The organism is Enterococcus viikkiensis, from assembly GCF_005405345.1.
Lineage (GTDB): Bacteria > Bacillota > Bacilli > Lactobacillales > Enterococcaceae > Enterococcus_A > Enterococcus_A viikkiensis.
Genome location: NZ_BJDW01000001.1, coordinates 54,549 through 77,607, shown reverse-complemented (window position 1 = coordinate 77,607; position 23,059 = coordinate 54,549). Strand labels below are relative to the sequence as shown.

Below are 23,059 nucleotides of genomic sequence, written 5' to 3'. Positions count from 1 at the left end.
CAGTATCTAAAGCGAATGAGGAATCGAAAAATCATCAACGAAACAAGGATAATGAAGCTTAGTTGGATGATATACGGCATGAGAATCAAACTTATTTTTTCTAAGAGAAAAAATAAATACATTTGACCGAATAAGGAGAGAGTACAATGACAGATGAAAAAAATTTGGTTTTAGGCGAAAGTCCTGAGCTTGGCGAAATTATCATTGCACCTGAAGTGATCGAAGTAATTATCGGGATCGCTGCTTCTAAAGTAGACGGTGTCTATGGGATGCGCGGCTCTTTGGCTAGTAACGTAACTGAACTACTTGGAAAATCCGCTCACGGCAAAGGTGTCTATCTTAAAAATGATGAAGATGGCTTGAAAGTTGATATCTATTCTTATTTTGACTATGGCACTTCCGTACCAAAAGTGGCAATGGCAATGCAAGAACGAGTAAAACAACAAGTCTTGTTTATGACTGACATTGCATTAAGTGAAGTAAATATCCATGTAGTCGGTGTCGTAGCAGAGAAGATGGAACAACCTACACTAGAAGAACTATTTAATGATGAAGAGGAAAATAATGAGTAAAGAATTATCACGTCATGAAATTCGGGAAAAGGCGTTGCAAGCTTTGTTTCCGTTAGATTTCAATCAAGATTTAACTAAAAAGGACGCCATCAATCATGCTTTGAGCATTGATCAGCAAGAATTTGTCAGTGAGGATGAAGAGGAATTCGTACCTGTTTATCTGGATGATTTAGTTGGCGGAGTCGTAGAACACCAAACTGAACTAGATGGAATTATCCAAAAACATTTACGTTCTAACTGGTCGATTCAACGAATTGCAAAAATGGATTTGATTATCTTACGACTAGGGATCTATGAGATGTTGTACAATACTCAAGTACCCAATCGAGTTGTTTTAAACGAAGCAATCGAATTAGCCAAAACTTTCAGTGATGACCAATCAAGAAAGTTCGTCAACGGAATCTTATCTAATGTAATGAAAGAGATCGATGAAGCTGGGGCAAATAGCTAATAAAGCTATTTTTCCCAGCTTCATTTAAACTATCCGAAAAAGCGAGGGAATAGAGTGGCACAACTTATCAATGGAAAAGAATTAGCCGAGAAATTGCAACAAAATACGGCGAAGGAAGTCGAAGCTCTGAATGCGCAAGGAATTCAGCCTAGTTTAGTTGTTTTGCTAGTCGGAGAAAATGCTGCTAGTCAAGTTTATGTTAGAAACAAAGAACGAGCAGCGAAGAAAACAGGCATTCATTCTGTAGTGATGCGTTATCCGGAAACAATTACAGAAGACGCGCTGATTAAAGAAATCGAACAGTTCAATCGCTCGAAGGAGTTTCATGGTATTTTAGTGCAATTACCTTTACCGGATCATATCGACGAAGAAAAGGTTTTGTTAGCAATCGATCCACTGAAGGATGTTGACGGTTTTCATCCAATGAATATGGGTCGACTTTTTGTGGGTATGCCCCACACAATTCCTTGTACGCCTTATGGCATCATGAAAATGTTTGAAGAGTATGATATTCCGTTAGCCGGTAAGCAAGCTGTCGTCATCGGTCGCAGCAATATCGTTGGGAAACCAATGGCAATCTTGCTTTTAGGGGCGGATGCAACGGTTACGTTAACTCATTCTAAAACGGAAGATTTGGCGAAAATTGCAAGTAAAGCCGATATTCTAGTCGTAGCCATCGGTAGAGGCCATTTTGTAACAAAAGAATTTATCAAGCCTGGCGCTGTCGTTATTGATGTCGGGATGAATCGCAATGAAGAAGGAAAATTGATTGGTGACGTAAAATTTGATGAAGTAGAGCCAATCGCAGGCTACATCACTCCAGTTCCTGGCGGTGTTGGTCCTATGACGATCACGATGTTGTTGCAGCAAACCGTTGAATGCTGTAGACGTCAAGTAGTGGATCACGAATAGCAAAGAGGTGTTTACATGACGCAAGAGTATTTGACCGTCAGTGCTTTAAATAAATATATTAAACGAAAATTCGACGTCGATCCTTATTTAGAGCGGGTCTATTTGACTGGAGAAATTTCCAATTTCCGCATGCGACCCAATAATCACCAATACTTCAGCCTAAAAGATGAGCGTTCAAAAATTAATGCCATCATGTTTAAAGGGGCGTTTCAAAAATTGAAATTCACGCCTAAAGAAGGCATGAAAGTATTAGTGGTTGGTCGGGTAGCGTTATACGAAGCTAGCGGGATGTATCAAATCTATATCGATCATATGGAGCCTGATGGCGTCGGCGCCCTGTATCAGGCTTTAGCCGAATTGCGAGAAAAACTAGATAAAGAGGGGCTTTTCTCACTGCCTAAAAAGCCACTCCCTCGTTATCCAAAACGGATAGCGGTGATCACGAGTCCTAGCGGCGCGGTGATTCGCGATATTATTACCACCGTCAAGCGGCGCTATCCAATTGCTCAGCTCGTCTTATTTCCAACGTTAGTACAAGGAGACAAAGCGGCAGCGGATATCGTAAAAAATATCAAACAAGCGGAGTCAATGGATTTTGACACGATGATTATTGGTCGTGGTGGTGGCTCGATTGAGGATTTATGGCCGTTTAATGAAGAGGTGGTCGCTCGGGCGATCGCGGCTTCACCAATTCCGATTATTTCATCGGTGGGACACGAGACCGATACGACGATTGCTGATTTAGTCGCAGATGTTCGGGCGGCTACTCCTACAGCTGCGGCAGAATTAGCGGTCCCTGTCTTGTCGGAAGAAATCTTACGAATTAAAGAAAAACAAGCCCGCCTAGAGCAAGCCTTCTTACATCAACTGCAACGAAAAAAGGAACGTTTTGAACGACTGCAACAGTCATATATTTTTAGGCAGCCAAATCGTTTATATGAAGCGCAAAGCGTTCAACTCGATCGCTTGACTCAGCAACTGCAGCAAAATATGACTGTTTTAGTCAATCAGCGTGAGCGCGAACTGATGCAGTACAGTAATCGTTTGGCGCAAGCAAACCCCATTAATCAAGTCAAACAAACCCAGCAGCAATTGACGTATTTACAAGAGCGATTGCAACAACAAATGCAGAGCTATTTAGAAAATCAACAGCGCCGATTGCAGCAGGCGATCACGTCATTGGACTTATTAAGTCCTCTGAAAACGATGGGTAGAGGCTTTACTTATACGACACAAGAGAATCAGGTGATTCGTTCGGTGAAGGATTTGCAAGAAAAAGAAATGACAGTTCATTTTGTTGACGGAATGGTCAAGGCCTCTGTCTTAGAAATCAATGCGGTGAATGAAGGAGAAAAATAATGGAAAATACGACTTTTGAAGAATCAATCGCGCAATTAGAAACAATCGTGACCCAGCTTGAACGTGGCGATGTTCCATTAGAAGAAGCTTTAGAAGCTTTTCAAAATGGAATGGTCTTAAGTAAACAGTGCCAAGATACTTTAACAAAAGCGGAAAAAACCTTAACGAAAATGATGAGTGAAGAGGAAGAAGTACCTTTTAGCGGTGAGGAGGAAGCTTAATGTTGCAAGAGCTTTCTGCCGAAGAGCTACCGAAAGTTGAAAAAGAGATCACTGACTTCCTCAATATCAGTTCCGTCAATGCTGAATTGCAAAAGAGCATGCTGTATTCCGTCGAAGCCGGCGGCAAACGGATTCGTCCCTTGATTGTTTTGGCAACGATGCGTGCGTTTAAGAAAGAAATATCTGTACCGGTTTATCAAACGGCGGGCGCACTTGAAATGATTCATACATATTCGTTGATCCATGACGATTTGCCGGCGATGGATGATGATGATCTACGACGAGGAAAGCCAACTAATCATAAAATTTATGGTGAAGCTTTGGCGATTTTAGCCGGTGATGGATTGTTGACCGGCGCGTTCCAACTAATCAGTGAGACGACATTGGCGCCAGCTGAAACGGTACTGCTGATGCAGCTCTTAGCTAAAGCCGCAGGAATCGGTGGTATGGTAGCTGGACAGGCTGGCGATATGGCAGCAGAGAAACAGCAGGTTTCTTTGGAGCAATTAAAAAGGATTCATCGCGGCAAGACGGGGGCGTTATTAACGTATGCCTTTGTGGCTGGTGGGATTTTGGCACAACAAACAGAATATGTCATTGAGCTGTTGGAAAAGCTTGGTGGTCATGTTGGGTTGGCCTTCCAAATTCGTGATGATTTGTTAGATGTTATAGGGACAACGGAAGAGTTAGGCAAACAAGTCGGACAGGATGAAAAATCAGAGAAGAGTACGTATCCAGGGTTACTTGGTCTTGAGGGAGCCAAGCAAGCTCTAGCCGCTGAATTGGCGCAAGCAGAAGAAACGGTTCGACAGCTTGCCGAAACGACTGAATTTCAATCTGAAGTATTTGAAGAATTACTCACGCTTTTTAAGTTATAGGCTTTCAGTAAATGAAACGGACTTAGAGCGATTCCCTTAGGATGAATAAGGAGCAATAACATGAAAAAAGAACGTGTCGATGTTTTAGCTTTCAATCAAGGTCTTTTTGAAACCAGAGAAAAGGCCAAACGCGGTGTAATGGCTGGTTTAGTCTATGACCAAAAAAATGAACGGCTAGACAAACCAGGAGAAAAAATTGCGATTGAAACCGTACTGCAACTGAAAGGGCAACGTTTAGCGTATGTTTCTCGTGGTGGATTGAAATTAGAAAAGGCGTTAAAAGAATTTGACGTAGCTATCAACAATAAAATTTTATTGGATATTGGTTCCTCAACCGGTGGATTCACGGATGTCGCGCTACAAAACGGAGCGACCATGAGTTACGCTTTAGATGTTGGCTACAATCAGTTAGCGTGGAAACTGCGTCAAGATGAACGGGTCGTTGTGATGGAACGCACCAATTTTCGCTATTCTAAGCTTGAAGACTTTCAGCAAGGGCAACCGAACTTTGCAACGATTGATGTTTCCTTTATTTCTTTGAAACTGATTTTACCGCCGCTTCATGAAATCCTAGCCACTGAGGGTGATGTTGTGGCATTGATCAAACCACAATTTGAAGCGGGAAAAGAATACGTCGGAAAAAAAGGGATTATTAAAGATCCCAAGACCCATTTGATGGTCTTAGAAGAAATTACTAGCTTTGCGACTGCTCATGGATTTGATGTTGCGGAATTGACTTTTTCACCGATTACCGGCGGTGAGGGAAATATTGAGTTTTTGGCTCATTTAAAAAAAGTTCAAGCGATGGGTCAATTGAATCAATCAATCGATCTAGCAACAGTAGTAGCAGAAGCCCATCAGCAGCTGGATAAATAATTATTTTCGGAGGGAAACGGATGCGAAAGCAAGAACGGCATCGAATCATTACGCAATTATTGAATGAATACGATGTAAAAAAACAAGAAGACTTCGTGATGATTCTTGCACAACAGGGGGTTACCGTGACGCAGGCGACGATCTCACGGGACATTAAAGAAATGAAGCTGATTAAAGTTCCAGCACAAAATGGTGGCTATCGTTACAGCTTACCTAAAAAGGAACAAGAAGACGTTAATGAAAAATTAACGGATTTATTAAAAGAAGCCGTCCTTTCTGTTGATCAAATGGAAAAATTCATTAATGTAAAAACGTTACCGGGGAATGCCTCAGCTTCTGCCAATTTGCTAGAAAAGCAGTTCTCAAAGGTACTATTTACTACTTTGAATGATGATGATAGTATTCTAATGATCGCTCGGACAGAAGCAGATGCCCAACGGATTCAGCAAGAGATTGCTGAAAAAAGTCAGAGTAATAACTAGTTAAAAGGTCTTAATGGGAATAGGAGTGTAAAAATGTTACAGGAATTGACAATCAAAAATTTTGCGATTATTTCTTCTTTGCATTTAGGTTTTACCGATGGAATGACCGCGTTAACAGGTGAAACCGGTGCAGGAAAATCGATCATTATTGATGCCGTTAGTTTGCTGGCTGGCGCCCGTTCGTCCATTGAATACATTCGACAAGGCAGTGAAAAATGTTTGGTAGAGGGCTTGTTTGATCTCCCTAGACAACGAGAGTTCCAAGTATTAATGGAAGAATTAGGGATTGAAGTGGACGAAGCTGGATTGATCGTCCAACGAGATTTGAATATATCTGGTAAGAGTATTTCCCGTGTAAATGGTCGGATTGTTACACTAGCCAATTTGCGTCGTATCGGACAATTTCTAGTGGATATCCAAGGTCAGAATGATCACCAAGAACTGATGCATCCTGAATCACATTTGCGTTTGCTGGACAGCTTTGGTGATGCCCCCTTCCAAGCAATTAAACGTGATTATCAAGCAGCCTATCAAAGCTATCAGACCCTAGCCAATCAAGTCAAAAAATTTAAACAAAATGAGCAATCCTTTGTCCAACGGATCGATATGCTGACCTTTCAGCAAGAAGAGATCGGCAATGCCGATCTAACACTTGGTGAGGAAGAGAAGTTGATGGAGGAACGAGAGAAGCTGACGAATTATCAAAAAATCGTGGATAGTCTTTCTTACAGTTATCAAGCGATGACGAATGAAGAAACGAGTGCGCTAGATACGATTGGGTCCGCTAGTCAAGAGCTGCAAACGATCGCTTCCTTAGACAAAGACTATGAAACGATTTCTGACAATGTCCACAGTGCCTATTATTTATTACAAGACGCAATTAGTGAGATTGGTCGTCAGTTGGATCTCTTGGAATTAGATGAAGAACGGTTGGATTTAGTCAACGAGCGGCTGGAGTTGATCCATCAATTGAAGCGAAAGTATGGGGAGTCGGTCGCAACAATTCTTCGCTATTACGATCAGATCAGTCAAGAATTATTAGACTCTGATTTTTCAGGTGATAAGCTAGAAAAATTAGAAAGCGAGTTGCGTGTAAAAGAAGAGAAGTTGCAGAGCTTGGCGAAACACTTACGACAAGCACGTAAAGAAATGGCCAAAAAATTAGAATCTGCGATTCAGCATGAGTTGAAGGATTTATACATGGAAAATGCTCGCTTTGAAGTGGCTTTTAAGGAAAGCAAGTATACCCACGATGGTTTTGATGAAGTCGAATTTTATATTACGACGAATCCTGGGGAACCTTTGAAACCATTAGTCAAAGTCGCTTCCGGCGGGGAAATTTCACGAGTGATGTTAGCTCTTAAAACAATCTTTTCAAAAACGCAAGGATTGACCAGTATCGTGTTTGATGAAGTAGACACCGGTGTAAGCGGTCGCGTTGCCCAGGCGATCGCCGATAAGATTTATCAAATCGGGAAAAATTCGCAGGCCTTATGCATCACACATTTACCACAGGTCGCTGCCAAAGCGGATCATCAATTATTTATTCGTAAAGAAATCGCCAACGGTCGAACACTGACAAAAGTGGAAGAGTTGACTGAAAACGAGCGAACAGAAGAAATTGCGCGGATGTTAGCAGGAACCGAAATTACTGACTTAACGGTAGAACACGCAAAAGAATTATTGCAATTGGCAAAAAAATAGTCGGAGCAGCTGCTCCGACTATTTTTTTATGCCAACTGAAACGAATGTCGTTGGTCAAATTTTTACATGATACTAATCAAGCTACTTAAAATTAATGAGCCAATCGTTAATATTAACATAGTCCAAATAACGACTTTAGTTACTTTAGAAAATGTACTAGTGGATTTCTTATTATTCATGCTGTCACCATCCTCATAAAAATCTCAAACTCATCATACTCTTTTTTTTAAAACTCCGCAATTATTCGGAAAAAACTTTTAAAAAATACTAAAAAATCTTTTCGTGGCGATATCATGAATTCAATTGTTAAAACTTGCTAAATCCTTTATATTTTAAATGAAATGATACACGAATGTAACGATAATGCAGTATAGTTAGGGTAATAGTTTTTGATAGGAAGGACTGTAGTTGTTGGCAGCATTTTCACCAGTTATTTTGTTATGGTACATTTTTCCATTAATAGTTTTTTTAGCGTCGGATTATATTGTAACAACTTTTAAACTAAAACAGCGATTTAATTTGAGAACACCGGACATTACCGTGCCATTTTTAATCGTCGGAATGCACGAAATATCTAAAAGTATTAGCACGTTCTCTATTTTACCATATTTTTTATTGACCATATTGTTGTTGGGAATAAGCGTAGTGGTTTTTCAAGCCTATCGCTATCGCGAAATAATGTATGGACGCTTCTTTAAAATGTTTTGGCGTCTAACGTTTTTACTCTCTGTTTTAATGTATTTGATTTTAATCTTGGTTAGCATTATTTATGCGTTATAAAATAAAAAAACTATAAAAAAACTCCTAATTGTTCCCGCAGACCTTGATTAGATCATATGGTTAAAAAAGGTCAATAAAGTGTTATTTTTGTTTTTTACAAAGTGTGGTAGATTGTGGGGGAATGTGGTAGACTAAACTCATGCGGTGGGGAAAAGGGGGAAGTCTACGTGTTCATGGGTGAATTTCAGCATAATATTGATGCAAAAGGACGATTGATTGTTCCTTCGAAATTACGTGAGCAGCTAGGCGAGAAATTCGTCGTTACCCGCGGCATGGATGGCTGTTTGTTTGGCTATCCCTTAGTCGAGTGGAACCACTTAGAAACAAAATTGAACGAAATGCCTCTTTCCAAAAAGGATGCGCGTGCCTTCGTTCGTTTTTTCTACTCCGCAGCTACCGAATGCGAGATTGATAAACAGGGACGTATTAATATTCCCGTTTCTTTGCGCAATCATGCTTTGCTTGAAAAAGAATGCGTGATCATCGGTGTAGCAAATCGAATTGAAATTTGGGATCAGACTCGTTGGAATGACTTTACTAAAGAAACAGAAGCGAGTTTTGATGATATAGCAGAAACAATGGTAGATTTTGGATTTTAGAGAAGAGGATTAGTAATGACAGACTTTCAACATACGACCGTTTTGCTTCATGAGACTGTCGATGGTTTAGCAATCAAACCAAGCGGTGTTTATGTTGACTGTACATTAGGCGGTGCTGGACATAGCGAATATCTATTGAGTCAATTGGGTGAAGCAGGGCATCTTTATGCGTTTGATCAAGATCAAAAAGCAATCGACAATGCTAAAATTCGCTTAGCGAAATATGTGGAACAAAACCAAGTGACTTTCGTCAAAGCGAATTTCAGAGAACTGACTACTGAAATGAACCGTTTGGGTGTAACAGAAGTTGATGGGATCTTATATGACCTTGGGGTGTCTTCTCCTCAATTAGATGAAGCAGAGCGTGGCTTTAGTTACCACCAAGACGCTCCGCTGGATATGCGAATGGATCAGACGGCGCCGTTGAGTGCATACCAAGTAGTCAATGAGTATTCATACCACGAATTAGTAAAAATCTTTTTTCGTTACGGCGAGGAAAAATTTTCGAAACAAATCGCGCGCCTAATTGAACGTAAGCGTGCCGATGAACCAATTAAGACGACTGGTGAATTGGTAGATGTGATCAAAGAAGCGATACCAGCTCCTGCTAGACGGAAAGGTGGTCACCCAGCTAAGCGGGTATTCCAAGCCATTCGAATTGCGGTCAATGATGAGCTGGGCGCCATTGAAAGCTCTTTGGAACAAGCAATCGAGTTATTGGCGCTTAATGGCAGAGTTAGTGTCATCACCTTCCACTCTTTAGAGGATCGGATTGTAAAAACGATGTATAAAGAATTCAGCACGCCAAAGGATATGCCTCCTGGATTGCCGGTTGTGCCGGAAGAATTCCAACCAGTATTGAAATTAGTTAATCGAAAACCAATTGTTCCTTCAGATGAGGAATTACAAGACAATAATCGTGCGAGAAGCGCTAAGTTACGAATCGCGGAGAAAGTGAAGAAAGGATAGGAGTATGGCAGAATTAAAAAGGCAACAATACGATCAATTTGATTCCCCACAAGAAGAAATTCATCAAACGCCAGACTCTTTCCAAGTCTTTGTTTCACCCGGAGATCGTCTAAAGAAAATCACCCGGATTGAGAAGGTCGCTGTTTTAGCTTTCTTAGTCATGCTGATTGGTTTATCAATCATAATGGTGAATTATCGCAATGAAATCAGCAAAACGCAAAATGACATTACTAGCATTCAAACAGATATAGATGGAAAAGAAAAGACAGCGACTCAATTGCAACAAGAAAAGAGTGAGTTATCACGTTCTGATCGTTTGAAAGAAGTTGCTGAGAAAGCTGGTCTCTCAATCAATGATGCAAATTTAAGGAAAGTGAAGTAAATGCGCTTTAAAAGGCTAAAAAGAAAAATCCGAAAAAAGAATTTGACTCCGATGAACAATCGCAAAAAAGTAGGTGTTGTTTTGTTTGCTACGAGTATTGGGTTGTTCTTTTTGTTTGCCGTTCGCATGATCTATGTGGTGGCAGGAGGTCACGTAGCAGGCACCTCATTAAAAATAAAGACCGAAGAGCTCTATCGAGGAGAAGATGTTGTCAAAGCGAAACGGGGAACAATCTATGACCGTAACGGCGAAGTAATCGCTGAAGACGCAACTTCATATTCTGTTTATGCGATTCTGTCAGAAAGCTATGTTTCTGGGAAAGAAAAGCTTTACGCTCAAGAAAAGAATTTTGATGAGTTGGCTTCGATCTTACATAACAATTTGGATATTAAAGAAAAGACCGCATTGAAAACATTAAAGAGCGGTGTAAACAGTGACGGAACAAGTAAATATTATCAAGTCGAATTTGGAAATAAAGGAAAGAACATCTCTGAAGAAACGAAACAGAACATGGAAGATGCAATGAAGAAAGCTAAAGTAAAGGGACTATACTTTACTGAACACACCGATCGGATGTATCCGAATGGGAACTTTGCTTCTCATTTCATTGGATATGCTCAACCTGATAAAAAGGAAGAACTTGTCGGGATGATGGGCGTTGAAGCTGCTTATGATGATGTACTCAAAGGCAAAAATGGAAAAATTGTTTATCAAAAGGATGAGAATCAACGTCCAATCCCTGGCAGTGTAGCCGAGGAGAAAAAAGCAGTGGATGGGGAAAATATCTATACGACCCTCGACGGCGGACTACAAAGCTACTTGGAAACCCTAATGGACAAAGTCAATACTGAGGCCGAGCCGAAAGAACTGACAGCAACCTTGATGCAGGCAAAGACCGGGGATATCTTGGCGATGTCTCAACGGCCAACGTTCAACCCTGAAACTAAAGAAGGATTAGGCAAAGAGGATGCATGGCAGAATTTCTTAGTCGAGACCAATTATGAACCAGGCTCGACGATGAAGGTCTTTACGACGTCAGCAGCTGTGAACGAAGGTGTTTTTGACGAAAATGAAAGCTACTTATCTGGAAAAATTCAAGTAGCTGATGCCACGATTAATGACTGGGATTTAGGGAAAAAGGGTATTTTAACGATGCGGCAAGCTCTTTCTTGGTCAAGTAACGTAGGAATGGTCAAGCTTGAAGAGAAATTAGGCGATAAATGGCCTGGGTATGTGAAACGGTTTGGCTTTGGACAAAGTACCTACTCCGGCTTGCCTGGAGAGTCTAAAGGAACACTGCCAACTTCAAATATTGTCGACCAAGCAATGAGTTCTTATGGTCAGGCTATCGGGGTAACAAACTTCCAAATGATGCGGGGCTTTACTGCCGTTGCAAATGATGGGAAAATGTTGCAGCCTCATTATATTGAAAAAGTTTCTAATCCAAATACGAACAAAGAAATTATCACGAAACCGGAAGTAGTAGGGGAACCTATCACAGCGGAGACGGCACAAAAGGTTCGTGAATATATGCGAGATACGATCGAAAGTGAGAACTATGGATCAGCCTACGATCAATACAAAGTGCCAGGCTATCATATTTCTGCTAAAACAGGTACCGCTCAGATTGCAGAAAATGGTCGCTACTTAACAGGAGATACAAACTATATCTACTCGATTGCGCTGATGCTACCGTCAGAAGATCCGGAATACATTTTGTATCTGACAATGAAACAGCCACAACATTATTCAGCCGGCGTGTTGGGAGAAATTGCCAACCCATTATTAAGTCGTGCAATGGAATTTCAAAATAATGAATCGGATTCCGCGGATGAAGAAAATGATACAGAAGTAACGGTTGAGGATTACCGTAATCTAGCTACTTCAAAAGCTGCTGCTGATGCGAATAAGCGTGGTTTGACAGCAGTGGTTGTAGGTGACGGTGATGAAGTAACGAAACAATCGGCAAAGCCTGGCGAAAAAGTCATGGCCAATGAGCATTTGATCCTATTAACAGATGGTAAGAAAGAGATGCCGGATGTACGTGGGTGGTCAAAGGCAGATATATTAAAATTAACGAACCTATTAGATATCGATGTCAGCTTTAAAGGTGAGGGCTACTGTACTAAACAAAGCATCGCTCCTTTTGCTGACATTTCAAAAAAGAAATTGAAAATCACCTTAGGTTAAGACTGGAGAGAAGAAAATGGAACCGGCACAATATTTTATCGCTTTTGCCAGTAGTTTTGCAATTACTGTCGCAGGCATGCCATTCATTATTGGTTATTTTAGAATGAGAAAGCAAGGTCAAGAGATTCGCGATGAAGGGCCTAAATGGCACAATTCAAAAGCGGGAACACCAACGATGGGCGGCTTAGGATTTTTGGCCGCTGCCGTGATTACTTCTATCTGGTTTAGCCTTTGGCAACAGCAAATGACAACGTCACTGTTGATTTTAGTTTTTGTCTTGTTGTTGTATGGAATCATCGGCTTTTTAGACGATTACATTAAATTAGCAAAAAAACAAAATGAGGGCCTTACTTCAAGACAAAAATTTATCGCCCAAGTCGTCGTGGCCATTATTTTTTACGTGGTCTATCGCATGGAGGGCTATCCGAATACGCTGAATTTCTTTGGCATTGAACTGCCATTGAGTGTTTTTTATGGTATATTCATTATTTTCTGGTTGGTTGGTTTTTCAAATGCTGTGAATCTAACGGACGGAATTGATGGCCTAGTTTCAGGACTGGGGACTATTTCGTTTGCGACCTATGGATTGATTGCTTGGAAGCAGCAACAGTACGAGGTGTTAATTGTTTGCTTAGCTGTTATGGGTGGATTAATCGGTTTCTTTCCATATAATAAAAAGCCAGCCAAAATTTTTATGGGTGATGTTGGTTCATTAGCTTTGGGCGGCTTACTCTCGGCTATCTCGGTCGTCTTGCATCAAGAATGGACCTTGCTATTGGTTGGTTTAGTTTATATATTTGAAACAGCAAGCGTGATTATTCAAGTTACTTCCTTTAAAATGACTGGTAAGCGGGTATTTAAAATGTCCCCGCTACATCATCATTTTGAGATGTCTGGCTGGTCGGAATGGAAGGTAGACACGGTCTTCTGGTCAATCGGACTAGTCGCGTCCATCATCGTGTTATTGATAGTACTGTAGGAGATGACTGAGAAATGAAGCAAATTAAAAAATATGAAAACGAAAAAGTTTTAGTTTTAGGATTAGCCAAGAGTGGATTTAGTGCGGCCAAGTTATTGAATGACTTGGGCGCACTTGTTACCGTCAACGATGGAAAACCGTTTGAGGAAAATCCTGAAGCCCAAGGTTTATTGGAACAAGGGATACGGGTGATTACGGGTCATCATCCGATTGAATTATTAGATGAAGATTTTTCGCTAATGGTAAAAAACCCCGGCATCCCGTATGACAATCCTCTAGTTGCCAAAGCGGAAGAATTACAGATTCCAATTTTGACTGAAGTAGAGTTAGCGTATCAAATTGCCGAATGTCCGATTATTGGTATCACCGGAACAAACGGTAAGACGACTACGACCACTATGATTGGACTGTTATTGAATCAGGAACGTTCAGCTGGGAAAGCACTACTTGCTGGGAACATTGGTTTTCCTGCTAGTGAAGTAGCAATGCAGGCAAGTTCTGAAGATGATATCGTGATGGAATTGTCAAGCTTCCAGTTGATGGGTGTCGAAGAATTCAAGCCGCAAATCGCGGTGATTACAAATATTTATGAAGCACATTTGGATTACCATAAGACCCGGGAAAATTATGTGGCAGCGAAGTGGGCGATTCAAGAGAATATGACCGTCAAAGATTTTTTAGTTTTAAACTGGAACTCTGCGGAATTGCAAGAAATGAGTAAACAGACAAAAGCCCAAGTCATTCCTTTTTCTACCAAAGAAAAATTGCTGAATGGTGCGTATTTGCTCGATGGTGATTTGTACTATCAAGAAGAAAATATTATGCCTGCCGCTGAATTAGGTGTTCCAGGTGCCCATAACATTGAAAATGCTTTGGCAGCGATCGTCGTTGCCAAATTAAAGGGCGTCTCAAATGAAAGCATCCGTTCTGCATTAAGCAATTTCCATGGTGTCCCTCATCGGACGCAATACGTGGACACGATCAATGGTCGAAAATTTTACAATGATTCAAAAGCGACAAATGCTTTAGCGACAGAAATGGCTTTAAGTGGTTTTGATAATGAGAACTTAATTCTCTTGGCTGGAGGATTAGATCGTGGAAATGACTTTGATGGATTGATCCCAGCCTTCGAAGGAATTAAGGCTATTTTGTTATTTGGTGAAACCAAAGAAAAATTAGCTGATACGGCCAAACGTGCTGGTATCCAAACAATTATTAAGACAGCTAATGTTGAAACAGCTGTCCCTCTAGCTTATGAACAAAGTGAAGCAGGGGATAATATCTTGCTTTCTCCAGCAAATGCTAGTTGGGATCAATATCCTAGTTTTGAGATTCGCGGAGACAAGTTTATGCACGCAGTGAAACAATTAGAAAAGTAGGGAAGTAGTAATGAGAATACTTGTGACAGGCGGCGGAACCGGTGGACATATTTATCCGGCTTTAGCATTTATCCGCTACGTACAAAAAATCCAACCTGATTCAGAATTTTTATATGTCGGAACACATCGTGGATTGGAGAATAAAATTGTGCCTGAAACGGGCATCTCTTTTAAAACTATTAAAATTCAAGGCTTTAAACGAAAACTTTCCATGGATAACGTGAAAACTGTTCAATTATTCCTTGAAAGTATTAAGCGTTCAAAAGAAATCTTGCGAGATTTCCAACCTGACGTGGTGATTGGAACGGGAGGCTATGTTTCGGGATCAGTGGTTTATGCTGCTGCTCGGATGAAGATTCCTACGATTGTTCATGAACAAAACAGTGTACCAGGAATTACTAATAAATTCTTGAGTCGTTTTGCAGATCGAGTAGGGATTTGTTTTCCTGATGCCGCACAATATTTTCCTGAAAAGAAAACGGTCTTAGTTGGAAATCCACGAGCGCAAGAAGTTATGACTAGTGGCAAGTCGGACGTGTTAGAGCAGTATGGATTATTAACCGATATTCCGACGGTATTAATTTTTGGCGGTAGCCAAGGCGCTTTGAAAATCAATCAAGCAGTAATTCAAGCTTTGCCGCAGTTCGGTCAAAAAGAATATCAAGTATTGTATGCCTCAGGAGATCGTTATTATAACGAATTATCTGGAAAAGTTGATATGAAAAAAATCAATTGTAATTTGTCATTACAGCCGTATATAAAAAATATGACGGATGTTATGGCGAATGTCGATTTATTGATCGGTCGTGCAGGTGCCACGTCAATTGCTGAATTTACAGCTTTAGGTCTGCCGGCAATTTTGATTCCTAGTCCCTATGTGACCAATGATCATCAAACGAAGAATGCGCAAAGTTTAGTGAATGCGGGAGCGGTTAAAATGATCGCTGATGCCGAGTTAACAGGCGATAATCTGGTTGAAGCAGTGGATCAGATTATGGGAGATCCTGAACTGAAAGAACGCATGGCAAGAGCTTCGAGGCAAGAAGGAATTCCAGATGCGGCAGAGCGTCTTTGGTCATTGGTAAATGAAATTGTAAAATAACTTTTGGAGGTGAGAACCATTAGTCGTGAAGAGTTTCCAGAGGAAGAAAAAGAGGAACGGCCGAAGCAAGAAAAATTAACACCTTGGCAGTTGGCCAATATCGAATACTTAAAACAAAAAGCGTTTGAAAAGGGTGACCCTGAGTTACACCCTGTTGAAGAATCGGAATCGGTACCTGACGACGATGGTGAGCCAGCAGAAGAAACTATCCAGACAGAGCCAGATTCTGAAAAGTCAGAGGAAGAGTTACCGGTAGAGGAAGAATTAGGGGAAGAGGTTCCCGTTGGTCCTAAAAATGGGTCCTTTTTAGATCGCTTGCCTAATATTAAGCATGAACGAAATCAACGATTACTGCGGCGCTCGACGATCTTAATCGGCTTATTTTCTATTCCAGCACTGTTATTATTGTATTATATTTCTCCATTGGGGAAACTGGGCGGAGTTAGTGTTGAAGGCAATCAAAGAATTTCAACGGAAGCCATAGAAAAAGACTTGAATTTTTCGGTGGGGTACAACCTTTGGTCACAATATTTTGATCGCCAAGACAATATAAAAAATTTAAAAAAACAAGAGTTACAAATTGAAGACGCTAGTGTTCACTTTAAAGGATTCAATCATTTTGAAGTGAAAGTGAAAGAGTATCCAGAGGTTGCTTACATAGATAATGAGGGTAAATATTCTCCCGTTATTTCAAATGGCAAAATTATACCCATTGAAGTGGCTAAAGAGAATGGCGATTTGCCTATTTTAGAGAGCTTCACTAGTTCAAAAAAAATCTTGAGCGTCTTGGAGCAATATAAAAAATTATCCGGTGAAGTAAAGCAAGGCATATCGCAAATAAAATACGCTCCTACGGATGAGAACAAAGAGCTATTGGAAGTTTTCATGAATGATGGCAATAAAGTATTGGTCAGCATTCACGATATGGGGACTAAAATGCAGTATTATCCACAAATTGCGAAAGAAATGAGCGCCAAAGAAATGAAAGGCGTAGTGGATATGGAAGCGGGGATTTATAGTTATCCTTACGCGGAAAATTCTACCGGCGAAGAAGTGACTCAAAACTCAACAGATCAATCTGAAACGCCTGCTGGAAATGATTAAATTTATTACAAGAAAATGTGGAATCTTCTTTTTCATTCCGGGTAAAATGTGGTAAAATTGAAGGCAGTGAATTACTTGCAAATAATTATATTTCATGCTTAACAGTAAGTTAAAACTTTAAATCTGAATAAAGCATTTATTTGAAAATAGGAGGGAATCCCATTCATGACAAAAGCAGGAATGTATGTAGGCCTTGATATCGGGACAACATCGATAAAAGTTGTTGTTGCCGAATACATCGATAGCCAAATGAATATTATTGGTGTTGGAAACGCAAAATCAGAAGGAATCAATCGTGGGATTATCGTAGACATCGATAAAACAGTACAGGCGATGCAACGAGCAGTGAAACAGGCCGAGGAAAAAGCTGGGATTCAGATCAAAAGCGTCAGCGTGGGATTGCCTGCCAATCTATTAGAAGTTGAGCCTTGTCAAGGCATGATCGCTGTAAACAATGATTCAAAAGAAATTATGGATGACGATGTTCGGAATGTGGCCTCAGCAGCAATGGTTCGCTCCATTCCTCCTGAAAGACAGATCGTTGCTTTACTTCCTCAAGAGTTTACTGTTGATGGTTTTGAAGGAATCAAAGATCCACGAGGCATGATTGGTGTTCGCCTTGAAATGTTCGGCCTAGTCTTTACTGGACCTAAGACAATTCTTCACAACATCACGAAATGTGTTGAAAAAGCAGGTCTGACTGTCGCTGAAACAGTGATTACTTCTTTAGCGCTAACAGAATCTACGTTATCTGATGGGGAAAAAGATTTTGGGACAATCGTCATTGACATGGGCGGCGGTCAAACAACGACGGCAGTTATGCATGATAAACAACTGAAATTTACTCATGTTGATCAAGAAGGTGGAGAATTTGTTACTAAAGATATTTCCATCGTCTTAAATACATCATTCAATAATGCAGAAGCGTTAAAAATTAATTATGGGGATGCCTACCCAAGTCGTACCTCTGCTGATGAAGAGTTTCCAGTTGATGTGATTGGAAAAACAGATCCGATTAAAGTTGATGAACGCTACTTAGCTGAAATCATTGAAGCTCGATTGGAACAAATCTTCCGTAAAGCAAAAGAATCGCTTGATGAAATCGAAGCACTTGATTTGCCAGGTGGGATTGTTTTAACTGGCGGAGCCGCAAGCTTACCCGGTGTGGTCGACTTAGCAGAAGATATTTTTGGAACCACCGTTAAGTTGCACGTCCCAAATCAAATGGGGTTGAGAAATCCAGTATTTACTAACGTAATCAGTATCGTGAACTATTCAGCTGAATTGAGTGACGTCTATCATTTAGCAAAATCAGCTGTAACGGGTGAAAAGGTTTCGTTATCGGCTGCGCCGCAAACGAATGCTGTTTCAACAGCACCTGTGTATGATGACTACGACGCTTCTAATGATTATGAAGAAGAAACAAAACCTAAGAATGATGAAAAAGTAACTGGGAAGATCAAAGACTTCTTCTCAAATATTTTTGATTAATTTACAGCATATTATTTGTACTGAAATCAAGCGGATATTTCTGATGGAAAATAAATCCATTAATTACGAAGTAGGAGGAAATAGAAAACATGGAATTCTCAATAGATAACAATATTAACGAAGGTGCAGTTATTAAAGTTATCGGTGTTGGCGGCGGCGGTGGCAATGCTATCAACCGAATGATCGAAGAAAACGTCAAAGGCGTTGAATTCATCGCTTCAAACACTGATGTTCAAGCTCTTAAAAATTCTAAAGCTGAAACAGTTATTCAATTAGGCCCTAAATACACTCGTGGCTTAGGTGCAGGTTCACAACCAGAAGTTGGTCAAAAATCAGCTGAGGAAAGTGAACAAGCAATCCGCGATGCGTTAGAAGGTGCGGACATGGTCTTCATTACAGCTGGTATGGGCGGCGGAACAGGTACTGGAGCTGCTCCAATCGTAGCGAAAATTGCTAAAGACCTTGGTGCATTAACAGTCGGCGTTGTTACACGACCATTCAGCTTTGAAGGACCAAAACGTGGACGCTTCGCAGCGGAAGGTATTTCAGCCTTAAAAGAAAACGTCGATACATTGTTGATCATCTCAAACAATCGTCTATTAGAAGTCGTTGACAAGAAGACGCCAATGCTTGAAGCATTCCGTGAAGCAGACAATGTTTTACGTCAAGGGGTTCAAGGTATTTCAGACTTGATTACTGCTCCTGGTTACGTAAACTTGGACTTTGCTGATGTGAAGACTGTCATGGCTAATCAAGGAACAGCCTTGATGGGTATCGGTGTTGCTAGCGGTGAAGATCGTGTCGTTGAAGCAACTAAGAAAGCAATCTCTTCTCCATTACTTGAAACATCAATTGATGGGGCTGAACAAGTATTGTTAAATATTACTGGCGGGTTGGACATGACCTTATTCGAAGCGCAAGATGCTTCTGATATTGTTGCGAATGCGGCAACGGGTGATGTAAATATTATCCTAGGTACATCAATCAGCGAAGAATTAGGTGATGAAATTCGCGTGACAGTAATTGCGACAGGAATTGATCCAACAAAAAAGGAGCGTAAGGCTACGCGTAATTCACAACGTGACCGCGCTAGTCAAATCCAGTCAGTTCCACAAAAACAAAATTTAGATATTGAACCTGCAAGAAACAATGAAGGTCAATCTGGCTTTGGCGAATGGGATATTCGTAAAGAAGAAAACATCCGTCCTAAAGTTGAAGAAACACAATTTGATAACATTGAAAAGAAAGAATTTGAAACGTTTAATCGTGAAGAAGTAAAACCTGAAAAAGACGAAGAACTAGACACACCACCATTCTTTCGCCGTAGAAAATAAAAGGGGGAGAGCACATGATCGCTGAAAACTTGCATAGAATCCAGCAAGAGATTCAGGAGTCGTGTGCTCTTGTTTCACGTAACCCACAGGATATTACTATGGTTGCAGTGACCAAGAGTGTCGACTCTACTGACGCAAATGAACTTGTTGAACTAGGTGTCAGAAATTTAGCTGAGAATCGGGTAGATAAATTACTTGAGAAAAAGCAACATCTTTCACAAAAGCAGCATATCAAATGGCATCTTATTGGCAATTTACAGCGTCGCAAGGTAAAATTAATTATCAATGAAATTGATTTCTTTCATGCATTAGACAGTTTACGTTTGGCACAAGAAATTCAAAAGCGTGCTGAACATCAAATAGATTGTTTTATTGAAGTAAATGTTTCTGGAGAAGAATCAAAGCATGGCATTTCGCCAGAAGAGCTTTTTTCTTTCATTAAGGATTTAGAGGGATTGGATAAGGTTCATGTGATCGGCTTGATGACAATGGCGCCTTATGACGCGAATGAATCAGAAGTTCGTGCAGTCTTTTCGAAATTGAGACAGCTCCAAGAAAGCGTGAGAGAGTTACACTTGCAGTATGCGCCTTGTACAGAATTAAGTATGGGAATGAGCCAAGACTTCAAAACGGCAATTGAAGAAGGTGCTACGTTTGTTCGGATCGGAACGGCACTATTTAAGAAAGGTTAGGTAAAGTTAATGGGAATTAGTCTAGCAAGAATCACTGATTTTTTTGGGTTAGCAGATGATGATATGTACGAAGAGGCAGCTCCTGCACCAAAGAAACAGGTTAGTCGCCCACAGCAACAAACACCAAGAAGCACACCAATGAAAAAGGAGCGTGTAAACTCACGCCCTAACCCTCTGCAAAAAGAAGCGCGTCCCAAAGAGAGCGTTCAACCGGCAGCGCCCGCTACTAATCGGAGAGCTGAAACGGTTGCTAAAATGGCAGAAAGTACACCAAGGAAAAATGACAACGTTGTTTCTATGCCAAGTAATAATAGGACGCAGCGTTTTGCACCAAAAGTTGAAGAAAAAAGTAAAAGTCGAATCTCAGTGGTAGAACCTAGAGCCTATTCTGAAGCAATGGCAATTGCTAGGCGTGTTGGTCAAGGGGAGGTTGTCTTAATTAATTTCCAATCTCTTGATGAAATGAAAGCACGTCGGGTCGTTGATTTTTTGACAGGTGCGGTATTTATGATCGACGGTGATATCAAACGTGTAGGAAATGAAATGTTCTTGTGTACACCAACGAATATAGAGATTGATAATTCTACATTAAGTTCGATTGTTGATGAAGATATTTTTGGATTAGAAATGTAAAGGAGCCGCTTAGTTGGAATTACTTATTACACTTTTTAGTATTTTGAATCGGTTGGTTTATTTTTATTCGATTCTTTTAGTGGTTTATGCGTTAATGTCTTGGTTTCCAGGGGCTTATCAGTCCAGACTGGGCCAATTATTAGGAAGAATCTGCGAGCCTTTTCTTGATTTGTTTCGGCGGTTGCCACTACAATTTGGCGGAATCGATTTTTCAATCATGGCAGCAATTCTCGCATTAAATTTTTTCATGGAGGTTTTAAGAAAAATTCTGATCAATATTATTTATTAAGGAGGTGGCAAAATGAATGCGAATGTCTATCAGCATTTTAGACAGGAGGAACATGCATTTATTGACAGTGTTGGCGATTGGTTAGAACAAGTTGAAAGCCAATACGCTCCTTATTTGACGAATTTTTTGGATCCTCGGCAAGCATATATTTTGGAAACCTTGGTTCGTGAAACAAGTGAGCTGAAGTTTTCGTTTTATGGTGGGTATGAACGTGCGGAGCGTTGTCGGTGCCTGATTTATCCGGATTACTATGAACCGCAAACCGATGATTTTGAACTGGTCATGATTGAGATCAAATATCCGCAAAAATTTACAGATCTTTCCCATGGAAAGATTCTAGGAACTTTAATGAGTGCTGGAATCAAACGAGATTATTTTGGCGATATTATTTCAAATGGAGAGCGATGGCAAATTTTTTTGGCGAAGGATTCGGCCAGCTATATCGTAAATCAAGTGACAAAGATCGGTCGAGTAACTGTTCATTTAGAAGAACGCCCTTATACGGATATTATTATTCCGAAAGACAGTTGGCTGGAAGAAGTTACTACAGCTAGCTCGTTAAGGCTAGACGTTATGATCTCAACAGTCTATAACATTTCCCGTCAACGCTCGAAGCAACTAGTAGAAGCGGGGAAAGTCAAGGTCAATTGGTCTGTAAATGAACGACCAGATTATTTGTTAGATTTATTGGACGTTGTTTCTGTTCGTGGATTTGGACGAATTCAGATACAAGGAATTGAAGGAAAAACAAAGAAAGAAAAAATCCGTTTGCGTTTAGGCGTATTACGAAAATAACTATTATGAGGTGAACAGAAAAATGGCACTAACTCCATTAGATATTCAAAACAAAAGTTTCTCCACCAAAATGCGTGGCTATAATCAAGATGAAGTTGATGACTTTTTAGATATGATCGTTCGGGATTATGAAGAAAGTATCGCGAAAAATCGTGAATTAGAAAAATCATTAAAGCATGCTGAAGAAAAATTAGAATACTTCAATGAATTGAAGGAAGCCTTGAATCAATCCATCGTTGTAGCACAAGATACTGCTGACAAAGTGAAATCTTCTGCAAGTAAGGAATCTGAAGTGATTGTTACTTCAGCTCAAAACCGTGCAGATGAAATGATTTCTAATGCAATGCAAAAAGCAAATCTATTAACTACAACAGCAGAAGACAAAGCGAAAGAAATCTTAACCGATGCAACGTCAAACGCGCGTCAATTGGCTGCTGAGACCAACGACTTGAAGAAAAAAACACGGGTCTTCCACCAACAATTATTGTTGTTGTTAGAAACACAAATCGATCAAGCACGCAGCGGCGACTGGGAAGAACTATTGAAACCAATGTCTGCCTACGTTGGCGATGGACATGAAGTTTTGAAAGAAGTTCTATCGAATGAACTTGACAATGATACAGTGAATGCAGTAGACTCAGATGAACCAATCGTGCTTGATGAACCGAAAGGTGAGGACATGGGCCTAACGATTGATATCCCTGAATTAATTAAATCAGACGAAGAATAATTCTAGAACAGAAAAGCTGATTAGATTTCTTTTTAGCGAGCCGATGATAGTGAAAGTTCGGCAGACCCTCTAATTAGAAAGATCCTCTAGAACATTCAGCTGTGAAGAAAGTAGCGGTTGACGACTCATCTCGTTATCGATGACAAGAGGAAACAG

Annotated in this window: 26 protein-coding genes; 25 read left to right on the top strand and 1 reads right to left on the bottom strand. The window is 40.4% G+C overall.

What is annotated here, in order from left to right; translation table 11 throughout:
- The first annotated feature begins 146 nt into the window (after positions 1-146).
- From FFM67_RS00340 to recN, 9 genes are read left to right on the top strand one after another with little or no spacing between them, the layout of a single operon-like run.
- The gene (locus FFM67_RS00340; protein ID WP_137612691.1) at positions 147-572 is read left to right on the top strand and encodes an Asp23/Gls24 family envelope stress response protein; all 426 of its coding nucleotides are present in this window, start codon (positions 147-149) and stop codon (positions 570-572) included.
- A complete protein-coding gene (gene nusB / locus FFM67_RS00335) occupies positions 565-1,023 on the top strand; it encodes a transcription antitermination factor NusB (RefSeq protein ID WP_137612690.1) in 459 nt (152 codons plus the stop codon). The genes FFM67_RS00340 and nusB overlap by 8 nt, the downstream gene beginning before the upstream one ends.
- 54 nt (positions 1,024-1,077) lie before the next feature.
- The gene (locus FFM67_RS00330; protein ID WP_137612689.1) at positions 1,078-1,935 is read left to right on the top strand and encodes a bifunctional methylenetetrahydrofolate dehydrogenase/methenyltetrahydrofolate cyclohydrolase; all 858 of its coding nucleotides are present in this window, start codon (positions 1,078-1,080) and stop codon (positions 1,933-1,935) included.
- Positions 1,936-1,950: 15 nt separating this feature from the next.
- Positions 1,951-3,294 (top strand): exodeoxyribonuclease VII large subunit, encoded by a 1,344-nt coding sequence (xseA, locus tag FFM67_RS00325; RefSeq protein WP_137612688.1) that lies wholly within the window; start codon positions 1,951-1,953, stop codon positions 3,292-3,294.
- Complete coding sequence (locus tag FFM67_RS00320; protein WP_137612687.1) at positions 3,294-3,515, top strand: exodeoxyribonuclease VII small subunit; 222 nt, start codon at positions 3,294-3,296, stop codon at positions 3,513-3,515. Before xseA ends, FFM67_RS00320 begins: the two co-directional genes overlap by 1 nt.
- On the top strand, positions 3,515-4,393 hold the full coding sequence (locus FFM67_RS00315) for a polyprenyl synthetase family protein (RefSeq protein WP_137612686.1): 879 nt from the start codon (positions 3,515-3,517) through the stop codon (positions 4,391-4,393). The genes FFM67_RS00320 and FFM67_RS00315 overlap by 1 nt, the downstream gene beginning before the upstream one ends.
- A 60-nt stretch (positions 4,394-4,453) precedes the next feature.
- Positions 4,454-5,269, top strand: coding sequence for a TlyA family RNA methyltransferase (locus FFM67_RS00310; protein WP_137612685.1), 816 nt, complete (start codon positions 4,454-4,456; stop codon positions 5,267-5,269).
- Positions 5,270-5,289: 20 nt separating this feature from the next.
- Entirely contained in the window at positions 5,290-5,751 is a 462-nt protein-coding gene (locus FFM67_RS00305; protein WP_137612684.1) for an arginine repressor, read from the top strand.
- A 33-nt stretch (positions 5,752-5,784) separates the two neighbouring features.
- Positions 5,785-7,455: a DNA repair protein RecN gene (gene recN / locus FFM67_RS00300; RefSeq protein ID WP_137612683.1), complete on the top strand. Its 1,671-nt coding sequence runs from the start codon at positions 5,785-5,787 to the stop codon at positions 7,453-7,455.
- A 62-nt stretch (positions 7,456-7,517) separates the two neighbouring features.
- On the opposite strand, the gene FFM67_RS00295 is transcribed toward recN, so the two are convergent.
- Entirely contained in the window at positions 7,518-7,634 is a 117-nt protein-coding gene (locus tag FFM67_RS00295; RefSeq protein ID WP_071860866.1) for a DUF4044 domain-containing protein, read from the bottom strand.
- Between the two features lie 229 nt (positions 7,635-7,863).
- Between FFM67_RS00295 and FFM67_RS00290 the strand changes: the two genes are divergently transcribed.
- The 16 genes from FFM67_RS00290 to FFM67_RS00215 all read left to right on the top strand — a co-directional run bounded on the left by FFM67_RS00290 (position 7,864) and on the right by FFM67_RS00215 (position 22,903).
- Positions 7,864-8,235: a DUF3397 domain-containing protein gene (locus FFM67_RS00290; protein ID WP_137612682.1), complete on the top strand. Its 372-nt coding sequence runs from the start codon at positions 7,864-7,866 to the stop codon at positions 8,233-8,235.
- A gap of 167 nt (positions 8,236-8,402) precedes the next feature.
- The gene (gene mraZ / locus FFM67_RS00285) at positions 8,403-8,834 is read left to right on the top strand and encodes a division/cell wall cluster transcriptional repressor MraZ (protein WP_137612681.1); all 432 of its coding nucleotides are present in this window, start codon (positions 8,403-8,405) and stop codon (positions 8,832-8,834) included.
- 15 nt (positions 8,835-8,849) lie between these two features.
- Entirely contained in the window at positions 8,850-9,803 is a 954-nt protein-coding gene (rsmH, locus tag FFM67_RS00280) for a 16S rRNA (cytosine(1402)-N(4))-methyltransferase RsmH (RefSeq protein ID WP_137612680.1), read from the top strand.
- Between the two features lie 4 nt (positions 9,804-9,807).
- Positions 9,808-10,185, top strand: coding sequence for a cell division protein FtsL (gene ftsL, locus FFM67_RS00275; protein ID WP_137612679.1), 378 nt, complete (start codon positions 9,808-9,810; stop codon positions 10,183-10,185).
- Positions 10,186-12,375: a penicillin-binding transpeptidase domain-containing protein gene (locus FFM67_RS00270; protein ID WP_137612678.1), complete on the top strand. Its 2,190-nt coding sequence runs from the start codon at positions 10,186-10,188 to the stop codon at positions 12,373-12,375.
- 16 nt (positions 12,376-12,391) lie between these two features.
- Positions 12,392-13,354: a phospho-N-acetylmuramoyl-pentapeptide-transferase gene (mraY, locus tag FFM67_RS00265; protein WP_137612677.1), complete on the top strand. Its 963-nt coding sequence runs from the start codon at positions 12,392-12,394 to the stop codon at positions 13,352-13,354.
- 14 nt (positions 13,355-13,368) lie between these two features.
- Positions 13,369-14,733: a UDP-N-acetylmuramoyl-L-alanine--D-glutamate ligase gene (gene murD, locus FFM67_RS00260; protein ID WP_137612676.1), complete on the top strand. Its 1,365-nt coding sequence runs from the start codon at positions 13,369-13,371 to the stop codon at positions 14,731-14,733.
- Between the two features lie 10 nt (positions 14,734-14,743).
- Positions 14,744-15,835, top strand: a complete 1,092-nt coding sequence (gene murG, locus FFM67_RS00255) for an undecaprenyldiphospho-muramoylpentapeptide beta-N-acetylglucosaminyltransferase (RefSeq protein WP_137612675.1) — start codon at positions 14,744-14,746, stop codon at positions 15,833-15,835.
- 3 nt (positions 15,836-15,838) lie between these two features.
- Positions 15,839-16,939, top strand: a complete 1,101-nt coding sequence (locus FFM67_RS00250) for a cell division protein FtsQ/DivIB (protein ID WP_174784443.1) — start codon at positions 15,839-15,841, stop codon at positions 16,937-16,939.
- Between the two features lie 165 nt (positions 16,940-17,104).
- A complete protein-coding gene (gene ftsA, locus FFM67_RS00245; RefSeq protein ID WP_137612674.1) occupies positions 17,105-18,430 on the top strand; it encodes a cell division protein FtsA in 1,326 nt (441 codons plus the stop codon).
- Between the two features lie 89 nt (positions 18,431-18,519).
- Complete coding sequence (gene ftsZ / locus FFM67_RS00240; protein ID WP_137612673.1) at positions 18,520-19,764, top strand: cell division protein FtsZ; 1,245 nt, start codon at positions 18,520-18,522, stop codon at positions 19,762-19,764.
- 14 nt (positions 19,765-19,778) lie between these two features.
- The gene (locus FFM67_RS00235) at positions 19,779-20,456 is read left to right on the top strand and encodes a YggS family pyridoxal phosphate-dependent enzyme (protein ID WP_137612672.1); all 678 of its coding nucleotides are present in this window, start codon (positions 19,779-19,781) and stop codon (positions 20,454-20,456) included.
- A 9-nt stretch (positions 20,457-20,465) separates the two neighbouring features.
- Positions 20,466-21,089 (top strand): cell division protein SepF, encoded by a 624-nt coding sequence (locus FFM67_RS00230; RefSeq protein WP_137612671.1) that lies wholly within the window; start codon positions 20,466-20,468, stop codon positions 21,087-21,089.
- A gap of 13 nt (positions 21,090-21,102) precedes the next feature.
- Entirely contained in the window at positions 21,103-21,378 is a 276-nt protein-coding gene (locus tag FFM67_RS00225; RefSeq protein ID WP_137612670.1) for a YggT family protein, read from the top strand.
- Positions 21,379-21,390: 12 nt separating this feature from the next.
- Positions 21,391-22,173, top strand: a complete 783-nt coding sequence (locus tag FFM67_RS00220) for a YlmH family RNA-binding protein (RefSeq protein WP_137612669.1) — start codon at positions 21,391-21,393, stop codon at positions 22,171-22,173.
- A 22-nt stretch (positions 22,174-22,195) separates the two neighbouring features.
- Entirely contained in the window at positions 22,196-22,903 is a 708-nt protein-coding gene (locus tag FFM67_RS00215; protein WP_137612668.1) for a DivIVA domain-containing protein, read from the top strand.
- Positions 22,904-23,059: the final 156 nt, after the last annotated feature.